Raw genomic sequence first — 14,899 nt, forward strand, 5'->3', positions numbered from 1 at the left:
CCTTTAGCGCCCTGCGGCGTAGCCCTGCATGCCGCGTGGATTGGCGGCGGCGCGGCGACGCGGACCGACGCGCGAGGCCGCGGTGAGGCGGCCTTCCGACCAGTCCGGTCCGACCTCGACGATATGTCCGCGTTCGCGAAGATTCGCGATCGTCGCCTTCGGCACGCGGTTCTCGACCACGAGCACGCCGGGGCGCGCGGTGCGGGGCCAGAACGAGATCGGGAAATGCTCGGAGTGCCAGGCCGGGGCGTCGATCGCCTCCTGGAGATTGAGATTGCAATGGACGTGCCGCAGGAAGAACTGCGTGATCCACTGATCCTGCTGGTCGCCTCCGGGCGAGCCCCAGGCGAGATAAGGCTCGCTGTCGCGCAATGCCATGGTGGGGGACAGCGTGGTGCGCGGCCGCTTGCCGGGCGCGAGCGAACTCGGTTGGTTCTCCTCCAGATCGAACATCTGCGCGCGGCTGCCGAGGCAGAAGCCGAGCTCGGGAATGATCGGAGAGGATTGCAGCCAGCCGCCTGATGGCGTCGAGGACACCATGTTGCCGGCCTTGTCGATGATGTCGAAATGCACGGTGTCGCCGCGCACCTCGCCGAAGCGGCCCACCGTCGGCTCGCCGGCGCCGAGCGCGCCGACAGCCTCGCGCTGGCCCTCGGCGCGGCGCAGCTTGACCACGCCGCCAAAGCCCTCGATCGCACCGGGCCGGAGATCGAGCGAGGCCTCGTCGGTGACGAGCTTGCGGCGCTCGTTGTTGTAGGCATCCGACAGCAGCGTTCCGATCGGGATCTCGCTGAACTTGGGATCGCCGTAGAATTTTTCGCGGTCGGCGAAGGCGAGCTTGGCGCATTCGATCTGGAGATGGATGAATTCCGGCCCGGTCGGGTCGAGCCCATCGAGCGCAAAGCCCTTCAGCAGCGCGAGCTGCTGCAGCGTTACCGGACCCTGGCTCCAGACCCCGGCCTTGCAGACGGTGTAGCGGCCATAATCATAGGTGAGCGGGGCCTCGACCGTCGGTTGCCAGCGCGCCATGTCATCGGCCGACAGCACGCCGCGGTGCGGCGAGCCGCTGACGTCCATCACCTCCTGCGTCCGGCAGAATTTGTCGATGGCTTCCGCGACGAAACCCTGCGACCACGCCTTGCGTGCGCGCTCGATCTCCGCGTCGCGGCCGCCGCCGCCACTTTCGGCTTCGCTCAGGATTCGTGCGTAGGTCGTCGCAAGCGTCTTGTTGGTAAAGAGCGTGCCGGGCTTTGGCACTTCGCCGTTCGGGAGATAGACGGCGGCCGATGTCGGCCAGTGCTTGCGGAATAATTGCTCGACGGTCTGGATCGTGGCGCAGGCGCGCTCGACCAGTGGATAGCCGTCGCGCGCATAGGAGATCGCGGGCTCCAGCACGTCGCGCACGCGCATCGTGCCGTAGTCACGCAGCAGCATCATCCAGGATTCGAAGGTGCCGGGGACGCAGGCCGCGAGCAGGCCGGTGCCAGGCACCATGTCGAGGCCTTCGCTCTTGTAATGCGCGATGGTGGCGCGGGCCGGTGCCGGACCCTGGCCGCAGATCACCTCGGTGCGGCCGCGCTTCACGTCGTGCACGATGATCGGAACGTCGCCGCCGGGGCCGTTCAGATGCGGCTCGACCACCTGGAGCGTGAAAGCGGTGGCGACGCCGGCGTCAAAGGCATTGCCGCCCTTTTCCAGGATGGCCATGCCGATAGCAGTCGCGATCCAGTGCGTGGTCGCGACGACTCCGAAGGTGCCTTCGATCTCGGGGCGCGTCGTGAAGGGATCGGGATTGACGATGCTGGCCATGGACTACCTCATTTGCGGCGCGCGCAATTGATCACAGGGCCGGGCCGCCGCCAAATGCGCAGGCTGCATGGCACGCGCGCGTCACGCCGGTACCGGCGCGGTGTTGACCGCGTGGCAGGCGACGCCGTTGCTCAATTCAGGTGCTTCCTTGCGGCAGAGATCGAACGCCAGCGGGCAGCGCGGATTGAAGGCGCACCCGGGCGGCGGATTGATCGGGTTCGGGATCTCGCCCTTCACGGGAATGCGCTGGCGGCCGCTCATGGCAAGATCGGGCACGGCGCCGAGCAGCATCTTGGTGTAGGGCATGCGCGGACGGGCGAACAGCTCGCGCCCTTCCGCGATCTCGACGATGCGGCCGAGATACATCACGCCGACGCGGCTCGCCATGTGGCGGACCACGGCGAGGTTGTGGCTGATGAACATGTAGGTCAGGCCGAACTTGTCCTGGAGGTCGCGCATCAGGTTCAGGATCTGCGCCTGCACGGAGACGTCGAGCGCGGAGGTCGGCTCGTCGCAGACAATGAACTCGGCGTCGGAGGCGAGCGCGCGAGCGATCGCGATGCGCTGACGCTGGCCGCCTGAGAATTCGTGCGGAAATTTCAACCTGTCGTCGGGATGCAGGCCGACGAGGGTGAGAAGCTCTCCGACGCGCGCCTGGATGTCGCGCTCGCCCTCGATCAGGTCGAAAGCGCGGATCGGCTCGGAGATGATGGCGTCGACCCGGAAGCGCGGGTTCAGGCTCGCATAAGGATCCTGGAAGATCATTTGGATGCGGCGGCGCAGTTTCCGCCGCGCCTGGGCCTGCCGCGGATCGGTCATCGAGATGCCGTCGATCAAGACGTTGCCGGAGCTTGGCGGCAGCAAGCCGACGACCATCCGCGCTACCGTAGTCTTGCCCGAGCCGGATTCGCCGACCAGTGCAAAGGTCTCGCCCTTCCTGATGTCGAAGGTGACGCCGTCGACGGCCTTGAGATATTCGAGCTGCCCGCCTTCGAGCATGCGGTTGAGCCAGGGCTTCGAGACGTCGAAGACGCGGCGCAGATTCGTGGCCTGGACGAAGGGAGTGCTCATGCCGCGCTCTCCGCCGGCACGCTGTCATAGAGGTGGCAGGCGACCGATTGCGCGCCGCGCGGCAGCGGCTCCGGCCTCTCCACGCGACATCGGTCGAATGCGAATGCGCAGCGCGGATTGAACGAACAGCCGCGCGGGATTGCCGACAGGCGCGGCATGGAGCCGGGGATCTGCACCAGACGCTTGTCGTCGCCGGCAAGGGTCGGGATCGCGCCCATCAGGCCCTTGGCGTAGGGGTGCAGCGGGTTCCTGACCACGTCCTGCACCGGACCGATCTCGGCGACTCGGCCGGCATACATCACCGCGACCCGGTCGGAGGTCTCGGCGATCACGCCCATGTCGTGGGTCACCAGCATCACCGCGGTGCCGTGGTCGCGGCCGAGACGCTTGATCAGCGAGATGATCTGCGCCTGTACGGAGACGTCGAGCGCGGTGGTCGGCTCGTCGGCGATGATCAGCTCCGGTTCGGCGCAGATCGCGAGCGCAATCACAACGCGCTGGCGCATGCCGCCGGAGAATTCGTGCGGATAGCCGTCGATGCGCTTTTCCGGAGCCGGAATACCGACTTCGGCGAGCAGGTCGATGGCTCGCCGGCGGGCGGCGGTCTCGGACAGGTTCAGATGGGTTCTGATCGTCTCGATGAGCTGGTCGCCGATCTTGTACAGCGGATTGAGCGAGGTGAGGGGGTCCTGGAAGATCATGCCGATACGTTTTCCGCGCACGCGGCGCATCTCTTCCGGCGGCAGATTGTCGATGCGCAGGCCGGAGAGGCGGATCTCGCCGCCCGAGATGCGGCCAGGGGAATCGATCAGGCCAATGACCGCGAGTCCGGTGACCGATTTGCCGGCGCCGGACTCGCCGACAACACCGAGCACCTCGCCTTTGGCGATGTCGAAGGAGACACTATCGATCGCGCGCAGCGTGCCCCGGCGGGAGGCGAACTCGACCTGAAGATTACGAACGGAGAGAACGGGCTCGGTCATGAACGCTGCATACTCATCGGAGTTTCGGGTTAAGCGCGTCACGCAGCCAGTCGCCGAGCAGATTGATCGACAGGATCAGCGCCGCGAGTGCGATTCCAGGGAAGGCGACGATCCACCATTCGCCCGCGAACAGATAGTTGTTGCCGATGCGGATCAGCGTGCCCAGCGATGGCATGGTCTCGGGCATCCCCGAGCCGAGGAACGACAGCGTCGCCTCGGTGATGATAGCGAGCGCGAGATTGATGGTGGCGATGACGAGAATCGGCCCCATCGTGTTCGGCAGCACGTGGCGCAACATGATCACCGGGGCGGGCAGGCCAATGAGCTGGGCGGCGGCGACATAGTCCTTGTTCTTCTCGACCATGACGGAGCCGCGCACGGTGCGGGCATATTGCACCCAAAAGCTCAACCCGATCGCGAAGACCAGGACAGCCAGCATGCTCATCTCGTCGAGCTTGTTGCCGAAGACCGATTTGGCGATGCCGTTGATCAGCAGCGCGATCAGGATCGCCGGAAATGAAAGCTGCACGTCGGCGATGCGCATGATCAGCCCGTCGACGGCACCGCCGAAATAGCCGGCCGTCAGCCCGAGCAGGATGCCGATCGCGCCGGAGAAGACGACGCCGAGCACGCCGACGAGAAGCGAGATGCGCATGCCGTAAAGGATCGCGGACAATACGTCCCGGCCTTGTTCGTCGGTGCCGAGCAGGAACGGGCTCTGGCCGTCGGAGGTCCATAATGGCGAAATGCGCGAGTTCATCAGCTGGAGCTGCGCCGGGTCGAAGGGATTCTGGACCGACAGCACCGAGGCGAGGATCGCGACCAGGAAGAACAGCAGCGTCACCGCCGCTGCGACCATGGTGATCTTGGAGCGGCGAAATGAATAGAACAGGTCGCTGTCGAGCGCGCGTTTGAACCAACCCGGCGCGTCGGCGCGCGGGCCGCGTTCTTCGACCTTGTGCGGGACGACGGCTTCGCTCATTCAATGTGCCCGGCTGATCGTCGAGCGCAGCCGCGGATCGACGATGGTGTAGAGGATATCAACCACGAGATTGATGGTGACGAAGATCAGGGACACCATCATCAGATAGGCGGCCATGATCGGGATATCGACATTCTGCACGGCCTGCACGAACAGCAACCCCATGCCGGGCCACTGGAACACGGTCTCGGTGATGATCGCAAATGCAATTACCGAGCCAAATTGCAGGCCGGCCACCGTGATGACGGGGATCAGCGTGTTGCGCAGCGCATGTCCGTAATGGATGGCGCGGGTGGTGAGGCCGCGGGCACGGGCGAAGCGGATGTAGTCGGTGCGCATGACTTCGAGCATCTCGGTGCGGACCAGGCGCATGATCAGCGTCATCTGGAACAAGCCCAGCGTGATCGAGGGCATGATCAGCGCCTTCAGTCCGGACAGCGTCAGCAGACCCGTCGTCCACCAGCCGATATGCACGACGTCGCCGCGCCCGAACGAGGGCAGCCAGCCGAGCGTCACCGAGAACAGGTAGATCATGAGAATGCCGATCAGGAAGGTCGGCAGCGAGATGCCGATCAGCGAGATCGCCTGGAACGCGTGTGTGAGCCAGCTGTCGCGGCGAAGCGCCGAATAGACGCCCATCAGGATGCCACAGAGCATCGCGAAGATGGTGGCGCAGATCGCGAGCTCCAGGGTCGCGGGCATCCGCTCCATCAGAAGATTGCTGACAGGCAGGCGGAATTGGTAGGAGACGCCGAACTTGAACTGCGCAGCGTTGCCGATATAGCGGCCGAACTGCACGATCACGGGATCGTCGAGGCCGAGCGATTTGCGGATCGCGGCACGTTCGGCGCCCGACGTGTCCATCCCGACCATCTGGTTCACGGGATCGCCGGCGAAACGAAACATCGAGAAGGAGATGATCCCGACGGCGATCATGACACCAATGGCCTGAATGGCCCGGCGCAGTGTGAAAGCGAGCATCTGTTCCTTTCACATTTCTTCAGTGGCACGCATCATTGCGTTAGCCCGAAATAGCAAGTCCCGGAAGCCAGGTCTTGGTAGTATTGGCTTCCGGGACTTCACAACTTGTCGACGCCTACTCGTCCTGCTTGGTCGCCCAGTAGAGCATGACCATGTTGTCCGCACGCTGGGTCAACTTCACCTTCTTCGAGACGCCCCAGGCGAGCGCCTGCTGGTGCAGCGGGACGTAGGCCCAGTCCTTCATCGAGACCTCGAAGGCCTGCTTGATCAGGAGATCGCGCTTGCCCGTATCGGGTTCCACGAGAACCTTGTCGGCGAGCTCGTCGAACTGCTTGTTGCAATAGCCGGCGAGATTGGCTTCGCCGCGGTTCGGATCCTTGGGATCGTCCCGGCAGCCCATGATGTCGTGCAGTACGTTATGGGAGTCGAGCGTATCCGGGGTCCAGCCCAGCATGAACAGCGAAGTCTTGTAGCCGCCGGGCTTCAGCACCTTGGCGAAATACTGGGCCTTCGGCTGCGCCAGCAGGTCTACCTTGATGTTGATGCGGGCGAGCATGCCGACGACCGCCTGACATATCGCGGCGTCATTGACGTAGCGATCGTTCGGGCAGTCCATTGTCACCTCGAAACCATCAGGATAGCCGGCATCCGCCAGGAGCTTCTTGGCGGCGTCAGGATCGAGCTTCGGCCGGGTGAAGTCCTTCGACAGCGAAAAGATCTCCGGAGCAACCATCAGCGCGGACGGTGTGGAGAGCCCGCGCATGACGCGATTCTTGATCAAATCGATATCGATTGCCCGGTAGACAGCTTCGCGGACGCGAACGTCCTTGAACGGGTTCTTGCCCTTGACGTTGGAGTACAACAGCTCGTCGCGCGCCTGATCCATGCCAACGAAGATGGTGCGGAGCTCGGGCCCCGTCAGCACGGTGGCGTTCGGACTCGCTTTCACGCGCTCGATATCCTGGACCGGAACCGGCTCGATCACGTCGACCTCACCGGACAACAGCGCTGCGACACGCGTGGCCGGGTTGGCGATCGGCGTGAAGACGATCTCCTTCAGATTATGTTCCGGCTTGCGCCACCAGTTCGGATTGGCCTTGAAGACGGTCTTCACGCCCGGCTGATGGCTTTCGATCGTGAAGGCGCCGGTGCCGTTCTCATGGAGCGAGGCGTAGCTCGGGGTCGTCGCGGCGGCAGGCGTCGGTGCCGTCGCATCGTTCGCCTCTGCCCATTTCTTGTCCATGATGTACCAGGTCGCCCACAGCGCCGTCAGGATGGGATTGGGCGAGGTCAGGACGAAATCGACGGTGTAATCGTCGATCTTGACCACCTTGGCATCGGCGGGAACGCGGCTCTGGAAATTCGAACCTTTCGCCCGCACGCGCTCGGCCGAGAACACCACGTCGTCCGCGGTGAACGGGTCGCCGTTGTGGAATTTGACGTCCTTGCGGAGGTGAAAGCGCCAGCGTGTCGGCTCCGGCGTCTCCCAGCTTTCGGCGAGTGCCGGGACGATCTTCAGGTCCTTGCCGCGGGCAACCAGGCCCTCATAGACATGACCGAGATGCGCACTGGTGGTGGACTCGTTCAGCGTGTACGGGTCGAGCGACTTGAGCTCACCCTGGTTGGCGTAGCGCAGCGTCTGGCTCGACGCCGGCGAGACCGCCCACGCAAGCATACTGGCGAGCGTCGCCGCAAACAGACTTCGTCCGACTGACATTCTTGACCTCTCCACTCGCCCGCACCGTCATTTTTGATTGTTCGGCGGGGCTGATCGAACCATGTTGCCCAGAGTTCTCGACCCGTGCAAGCGCCATTCCAGCAAGGAACGCGCCAAGTTGCACCGCTGTGCAGCAATGCTGACCGGCATTGACGGGTGGATGGGCGCGGACGCGGCTGATTTTGATTGACCATATCCGCCGATCGGGGAAGCCGGTGGCTGCCACCGCCCTCAGGTCGCTTGCGTTGCACACCTTCTCGCGGCGATACTACGGACGGCCGCTCGAATCTCATCTGGAGGGGACATGAAAGTTAACATCGAAATCGACTGCACCCCCCTCGAGGCCCGACAGTTCATCGGATTGCCGGATCTGGCACCGATGCAGACGGCGGTGATGGACAAGCTGCAGCAGCAGGTTCTGAGCAACATCGACAAGGTCTCGCCGGAGTCGCTGATCCAGAGCTGGTTCACCTTCGATCCAAAGCTCGCCGAGCGGTTTCAGGACATGTTCGTCACCATGGCCGGCCTCGGCGGCACGCGCAGCGGCGACAAGAAGAAATAATGCCGCCCGGTCCAGACGGGCCGCAGACCCCGGGCCGGCTTCGTCCGCCCAGCCTTGCTTTGCTGCTCGCCGAAGCCCGTGGGTTGCTCGAACTCAACGCCAGCCTGCTGCTGTCGCCGGTCCTGATGCGGGCGCCCAAAGGCGATGGCCATCCGGTGCTGGCGCTGCCGGGCTTCCTCGCCAGCGACCTCTCGATGGCGCCGATGCGGCGCTATCTCAGCGAACTCGGCTATGAGGCACGTGCCTGGCAGATGGGCCGTAATTTCGGCGGGTTCGGACGGATGCGGGATTCGTTGCGCGCCCGTCTCGCCGAAATCCATGCTGCGAGCGGACGCAAGGTCAGCCTGGTCGGATGGAGTCTGGGCGGCGTCCATGCGCGCGATCTCGCGCTGCAGGCGCCCGACATGGTCCGCAATGTCATCACGCTCGGCAGCCCTTTTGCCAATGACATACGAGCGACCAATGCGACGCGGCTCTACGAGATGATGTCCGGCGAGCGTGTCGAGGATTTCGCCGAGCTGCGGGAGGCGATCGCGGGCGATCTTCCGGTGCCGGCGACGTCGATCTATTCGCGCGCCGACGGCATCGTGAACTGGCGGACCTGCCTGCTGCGTCCCTCCGACCGCGCCGAGAACATCGAGGTGCATCTGGCGAGCCATATCGGGCTTGGGGTGAACCCCGCGGCGCTGTGGGCCGTGGCAGACCGCCTTGCGCAACCGGAGGGAGAGTTCTGGCCATTTGACAGGGCAGGGCCGTTTGCCATTGCATATGCCCCGCCGGAACAGGCAGTATCGGCCTGACGAGAAGCGCCGCCTAAGGCGCCCGTCAAATACTCGGGAGGGAACCATGGCTGACGGTAAGAAACTGTCGTCGCTGGACGCGTCGTTTCTCTATCTGGAAACGCCGGAAATGCCGATGCATGTCGGGAGCATGGCGATCTTTCGCCTGCCGGACGACTACAAGGGCGACTTCTTCGAAGATTTCAAGGCGATGATCGTCTCGCGCCTGCACGTCGCGCCGATCCTCAAGGCGCGCCTGGAGAAGGCGCCGCTCGACATCGATCATCCCTCCTGGGTCGAGGACGAACAGTTCGACATCGATCGTCACATCTTTCGCGCCAGCCTGCCGCAGCCGCGCGACCGCGCCACGCTTGAGCGCATCGTGGGCTGGATGCACGCCAAGCTCTTGAACCGCGCCCGCCCGCTCTGGGAGTTCTACGTGTTCGAGGGCATGAAGGACAACGAGGTCGGACTTTATTCGAAGATGCATCATGCTGCCATCGACGGCGGCGCCGGTGCGGCGCTGACCAACATGATCTACGATATCTCGCCGATCCCGCGGAAGGTCGATCCGCCGACCGCGGGAGCGAAGCCCGGGCAAGAGCCGCGCGACATCGCGGCGAACCTGGTCGATTCCTACCAGCAGCTCTTCACCCAGCCGCTCGATGCATCTGCGGCCGCGAAGAACCTGCAACTGCCGCGCACCGGCAAGAGTGACATCGGTTCGATCCTGTTCGACAATGCGATGTACCAGATCGAGAGTGCGGTACGCTTCGCCGGCAACATCCCGACCATGGTCAAGAGCGTCTCGGACGTGCTCAGCAAGATATCCGATCCAAAATCGCGCGAGAGCCTCGCCAGCATGGTGTCGCCACCGACCATGCTCAACAAATCGATCTCGTCCGAGCGCAGCTTCGCCGGCGTCTCGATCTCGCTGTCGCGATCCAAGGCGCTGGCCAAGCAGGCCGGCGGCAAGCTCAACGATGTCGTGCTGGCCCTCGCCTCCGGCGTGGTCCGGCGCTACCTGCAGCAACACGGAACGCTGCCGGCGAAGTCCTTGACCGCTGCCGTGCCGATCTCGCTGCGCGAGGAGGGCAACACCGAGGCCAACAACCAGGTGTTCGGCATGATCTGCTCGATCGCGACCAACATCGACGATCCCAAGGCACGCCTGGAAGCTATCATCGCGCAATCGACCAAGTCCAAGGAGATGTCGCATCCGCTGCGGGCACTGATGCCGCAGGTCTCCAACATCTCGATGCTGGGTGCGCCGATCATCGTTCAGATCATGGCGCTGCTCTACAGCCGCTCCGATTTGTCGAATGTGCTGCCGCCGGCTGCGAACATCACGGTGTCCAACGTGCCGGGGCCGCGGCAGACGCTCTACGCCGCGGGCGCGGAGCTGTTGCACATCTTTCCGGTGTCGATCTCGACGCATGGACAGGCGCTCAACATCACCGTGCAGAGCTATCGCGACCAGCTCGATTTCGGCTTCATCGTCGGCGCCAACATCATTCCGCACGTGCAGGTGATGTGCGACATGCTGCCGGAAGAATTCGCCGCGCTGGAGGCGGCCTATGCTTTGCCCGCTGCGGACATCAAGGGCGCCGCTGAATAGGAAATGTTCCGATGATTGAAATGCCACCGCTCAAGTTCGTGCAGACGAACGGAATCCGCATGGGCTACTACGAGGCGGGCCCGGTCACAGACAAACCGCCGATGGTGCTGTGCCATGGCTGGCCCGAACTCGCATTTTCCTGGCGCCACCAGATCAAGGCGCTGAGCGAGGCCGGTATCCGCGTGATCGCGCCGGACCAGCGCGGCTACGGCGCGACCGACCGCCCAGAGCCGGTGGAGGACTACGACATCGAGCATCTGACCGGCGATCTGGTCGGACTGCTCGATCATCTGGAGATCGACAAGGCGATCTTCGTCGGCCATGACTGGGGCGGCTTCATCGTCTGGCAGATGCCGCTCCGGCACATTGACCGGGTCGCCGGCGTGGTCGGCATCAATACGCCTCATACCAACCGCGCCTGGGCCGACCCGATCGAGCTCCTGCGCGCGCGCTTCGGCGACAAGATGTATATCGTGCAGTTCCAGGACCCGGCGCGTGAGCCTGACAGGATCTTTGGCAGCCGCGTCGAGCAGACCTTCGATGCCTTCATGCGCAAGCCCGTACCGCGCCCGGCAGATGCTCCGGCGGAGGAAGTCGTCGCGGGTGTCGGTGCTTCGCCGCGACTGAACCTGGCATTCCCGCAGATGATCGCAGGCTACGATGCGAAGCACGATCCGCGCACGCTGATCCTGTCGCCGGAAGAGAAAAAGGTGTTCGTCGACAATTTCACCAGGACAGGCTTCACCGGCGGCATCAACTGGTACCGCAATATGTCCCGCAACTGGACGCGCGCCGAAGGGCTCGATCATACGGTGCGCGTGCCGTCGCTGATGATCATGGCCGAGAATGATGCGGTGTTGCCGCCGTCTTCTGCCGATGGCATGGACAAGCTGATCCCCGATCTGGAAAAATATCTGGTCCGCGACAGCGGCCATTGGACGCAGCAGGAGAAGCCGGAGGAAGTCAGCGCCAAGCTGATCGAGTGGCGTAGAAGGCGGTTCGGCTAGCTGGTCATCGCGAACGCGTCATTGCGAGAGGCGAAGCGACGAAGCAATCCAGGCTGCCTCCGCGGAATATTTCTGGATTGCTTCGCTTCGCTCGCAATGACGACATTGAAGCAGGGGGACTACATTTCGATGTCATCCAAGAACCGTCTGGACCCGATCCCGCAGCCGCCGACCAAGCCGGTGGTCGGCAACATGCTGTCGCTGGATTCGTCCGCGCCGGTGCAGCATCTGACCCGACTTGCCAAGGAGCTGGGTCCGATCTTCTGGCTCGACATGATGGGCTCGCCGATCGTGGTCGTCTCCGGCCACGATCTCGTCGACGAGCTCTCCGACGAGAAGCGTTTCGACAAGACGGTGCGCGGTGCGCTGCGCCGCGTGCGCGCGGTCGGCGGCGACGGCCTGTTCACGGCTGACACCCGGGAGCCGAACTGGAGCAAGGCGCACAACATCCTGCTCCAGCCCTTCGGCAACCGCGCCATGCAATCCTATCACCCCAGCATGGTCGACATTGCCGAGCAGCTCGTCGGCAAATGGGAACGGCTCAATGCCGACGACGAGATCGACGTCGTCCACGACATGACGGCGCTGACGCTGGATACGATCGGCCTGTGCGGCTTCGACTACCGCTTCAATTCATTCTACCGGCGTGACTACCATCCCTTCGTCGAGTCGCTGGTGCGCTCGCTCGAAACCATCATGATGACGCGCGGCCTGCCGTTCGAGCAGCTCTGGATGCAGAAGCGGCGCAAGACCATGGCCGAAGACGTCGACTTCATGAACAAGATGGTCGACGAGATCATTGCGGAGCGCCGCAAGGGAGGCGAGGCGACCGACGATAAGAAGGATATGCTTGCGGCGATGATGACCGGGGTCGATCGCTCGACCGGCGAGCAGCTCGACGACGTCAACATCCGCTATCAGATCAACACGTTCCTGATCGCGGGCCACGAGACCACCAGCGGCCTGTTGTCCTGCACGCTGTATGCGCTGCTCAAGCACCCCGACATTCTCAAGAAAGCCTATGACGAGGTCGATCGCGTCTTCGGTCCCGACGCCAACGCGAAGCCGACTTATCAGCAGGTGACGCAGCTGACCTACATCACCCAGATATTGAAGGAGGCGCTGCGGCTGTGGCCGCCGGCGCCGGCCTATGGCATCTCGCCGCTGAACGACGAGACCATCGGCGGCGGGAAGTACAAGCTCCGGAAAGGCACGTTCACCACCATCCTGGTGACCGCTCTGCATCGCGATCCCTCGGTCTGGGGTCCGAACCCCGACGCGTTCGATCCGGAGAATTTCAGCCGGGAGGCGGAAGCCAAGCGGCCGATCAATGCCTGGAAGCCGTTCGGCAATGGCCAGCGCGCCTGCATCGGCCGCGGCTTCGCCATGCACGAGGCCGCGCTCGCGCTCGGCATGATCCTCCAGCGTTTCAAGCTGATCGACCACCAGCGCTACCAGATGCATCTGAAGGAAACGCTGACGATGAAGCCGGAAGGCTTCAAGATCAAGGTCCGTCCGCGCGCCGATCGCGAGCGCGGTGCCTATGGCGGACCTGTGGCGGTGTCGTCGGCACCGAAGGCACCGCGCCAGCCCACCGCGCGGCCCGGCCACAACACGCCGATGCTGGTACTCTACGGCTCCAATCTTGGGACCGCCGAGGAGCTGGCGACGCGGATGGCCGACCTGGCCGAGATCAACGGCTTTGCCGTGCATCTGGGGCCGCTCGACGATTACGTGGGCAAGCTGCCGCGGGAAGGTGGCGTGCTGATCATCTGCGCCTCCTATAACGGCGCGCCGCCAGACAATGCGACGCAATTCGTCAAATGGCTCGGCGACGAGCTGCCGAAGGATGCGTTTGCCAATGTGCGATACGCCGTGTTCGGCTGCGGCAACAGCGACTGGGCCGCGACCTATCAGTCGGTGCCGCGCTTCATCGACGAGCAATTGTCGGCGCATGGTGCGCGCGCGGTCTATCCGCGCGGCGAGGGCGATGCGCGCAGCGATCTCGACGGCCAGTTCCAGAAATGGTTCCCGGCGGCCGCCCAGGTCGCGACCAAGGAATTCGGCATCGACTGGAATTTCACCCGTACCGCGGAGGACGATCCGCTCTACGCGATCGAGCCGGTCGCGGTGACCGCCGTCAACACCATCGTCGCCCAGGGCGGCGCGGTGGCCATGAAGGTGCTGGTCAATGACGAGCTTCAGAACAAGGCCGGTTCTAATCCGTCGGAGCGTTCGACGCGTCACATCGAGGTGCAGCTGCCTTCCAACATCAATTACCGCGTCGGTGATCATCTGAGTGTGGTTCCGCGCAACGATCCGACGCTGGTGGATTCGGTTGCCCGTCGCTTCGGCTTCCAGCCGGCCGACCAGATCAGGCTTCAGGTCGCCGAAGGCCGCCGCGCGCAATTGCCGGTCGGCGATGCCGTGTCGGTCGGCCGTCTGCTCAGCGAGTTCGTCGAGCTCCAGCAAGTGGCGACGCGGAACCAGATCAAGATCATGGCCGAACACACCCGCTGCCCGGTGACCAGGCCGAAGCTGCTGGGCTTTGTCGGCGATGAGGCTGAGCCACTCGAGCACTATCGCGGCGAGATTCTGGCCAGGCGGAAATCGGTGTTCGATCTGCTGCTCGAATATCCGGCCTGCGAATTGCCGTTCCACGTCTATCTGGAAATGCTCTCGCTGCTGGCGCCGCGTTATTATTCGATCTCGTCCTCGCCGTCGGTCGATCCAGTTCGTTGCAGCGTCACGGTCGGCGTGGTTGAAGGACCGGCCGCCTCCGGCCGCGGCACCTACAAGGGTATCTGCTCGAACTACCTCGCCAATCGACGCGCGGGCGACGTGATCCATGCAACCGTGCGTGAGACCAAGGCCGGCTTCCGGCTCCCGGACGATCCGTCCGTGCCGATTGTCATGATCGGCCCGGGCACGGGATTGGCACCGTTCCGCGGCTTCCTCCAGGAGCGCGCCGCCCGCAAGGCCAAGGGCGCCGCCCTCGGCCCGGCTATGCTGTTTTTCGGCTGCCGTCATCCCGAGCAGGATTTTCTCTACGCGGACGAGCTTAAGGCGCTGGCGGCAAGCGGCATCACCGAGCTGTTCACCGCGTTCTCGCGTGCGGAAGGACCGAAGACCTATGTGCAGCACGTCCTCGCCGCGCAGAAAGACAAGGTCTGGCCGCTGATCGGGCGGGGCGCGATCGTCTATGTCTGTGGCGACGGCAGCAAGATGGAGCCCGACGTGAAGGCGGCGTTGGTCGCGATCCATCGCGAGAAGAGCGGCAGCGATGCCGCCACGGCTGCCCGCTGGATCGAGGAGATGGGCGCCAAGAACAGGTATGTGCTGGACGTGTGGGCAGGTGGATAGGCCGGCGGCCGAGACGTGCTAAAGCTC

Annotated in this window: 11 protein-coding genes; 5 read left to right on the plus strand and 6 right to left on the minus strand. The window is 64.0% G+C overall.

All coding sequences use genetic code 11. The features are described 5' to 3' along the window. Positions 1–3: 3 nt before the first annotated feature. The 6 genes from AC0L3K_RS14960 to AC0L3K_RS14985 form a co-directional block, all read right to left on the minus strand. Positions 4–1,809, minus strand: a complete 1,806-nt coding sequence (locus tag AC0L3K_RS14960; protein WP_473366273.1) for a gamma-glutamyltransferase family protein — start codon at positions 1,807–1,809, stop codon at positions 4–6. Between the two features lie 81 nt (positions 1,810–1,890). After that, complete coding sequence (locus AC0L3K_RS14965; RefSeq protein ID WP_473366274.1) at positions 1,891–2,880, minus strand: ABC transporter ATP-binding protein; 990 nt, start codon at positions 2,878–2,880, stop codon at positions 1,891–1,893. Next, positions 2,877–3,863 (minus strand): ABC transporter ATP-binding protein, encoded by a 987-nt coding sequence (locus AC0L3K_RS14970; protein WP_219682697.1) that lies wholly within the window; start codon positions 3,861–3,863, stop codon positions 2,877–2,879. Before AC0L3K_RS14970 ends, AC0L3K_RS14965 begins: the two co-directional genes overlap by 4 nt. Positions 3,864–3,876: 13 nt before the next feature. Further along, on the minus strand, positions 3,877–4,845 hold the full coding sequence (locus tag AC0L3K_RS14975) for an ABC transporter permease (protein WP_007593845.1): 969 nt from the start codon (positions 4,843–4,845) through the stop codon (positions 3,877–3,879). Further along, a complete protein-coding gene (locus tag AC0L3K_RS14980) occupies positions 4,846–5,826 on the minus strand; it encodes an ABC transporter permease (RefSeq protein WP_007593842.1) in 981 nt (326 codons plus the stop codon). A 115-nt stretch (positions 5,827–5,941) separates the two neighbouring features. Continuing rightward, a complete protein-coding gene (locus tag AC0L3K_RS14985; RefSeq protein WP_219682695.1) occupies positions 5,942–7,543 on the minus strand; it encodes an ABC transporter substrate-binding protein in 1,602 nt (533 codons plus the stop codon). Between the two features lie 304 nt (positions 7,544–7,847). Between AC0L3K_RS14985 and AC0L3K_RS14990 the strand changes: the two genes are divergently transcribed. The 5 genes from AC0L3K_RS14990 (at position 7,848) to AC0L3K_RS15010 (ending at position 14,872) form a co-directional block, all read left to right on the plus strand. Continuing rightward, positions 7,848–8,105, plus strand: coding sequence for a DUF6489 family protein (locus AC0L3K_RS14990; protein ID WP_007593837.1), 258 nt, complete (start codon positions 7,848–7,850; stop codon positions 8,103–8,105). Next, positions 8,105–8,905 (plus strand): esterase/lipase family protein, encoded by an 801-nt coding sequence (locus AC0L3K_RS14995; RefSeq protein ID WP_219682694.1) that lies wholly within the window; start codon positions 8,105–8,107, stop codon positions 8,903–8,905. Before AC0L3K_RS14990 ends, AC0L3K_RS14995 begins: the two co-directional genes overlap by 1 nt. Positions 8,906–8,951: 46 nt before the next feature. After that, positions 8,952–10,502, plus strand: a complete 1,551-nt coding sequence (locus AC0L3K_RS15000; RefSeq protein WP_473366275.1) for a WS/DGAT/MGAT family O-acyltransferase — start codon at positions 8,952–8,954, stop codon at positions 10,500–10,502. A gap of 11 nt (positions 10,503–10,513) precedes the next feature. Further along, positions 10,514–11,509 (plus strand): alpha/beta fold hydrolase, encoded by a 996-nt coding sequence (locus AC0L3K_RS15005; protein WP_473366276.1) that lies wholly within the window; start codon positions 10,514–10,516, stop codon positions 11,507–11,509. Positions 11,510–11,638: 129 nt separating this feature from the next. Continuing rightward, entirely contained in the window at positions 11,639–14,872 is a 3,234-nt protein-coding gene (locus AC0L3K_RS15010) for a bifunctional cytochrome P450/NADPH--P450 reductase (protein ID WP_473366277.1), read from the plus strand. The last annotated feature ends 27 nt before the right edge of the window (positions 14,873–14,899 follow it).

The organism is Bradyrhizobium sp. MI1.10, from assembly GCF_055811035.1.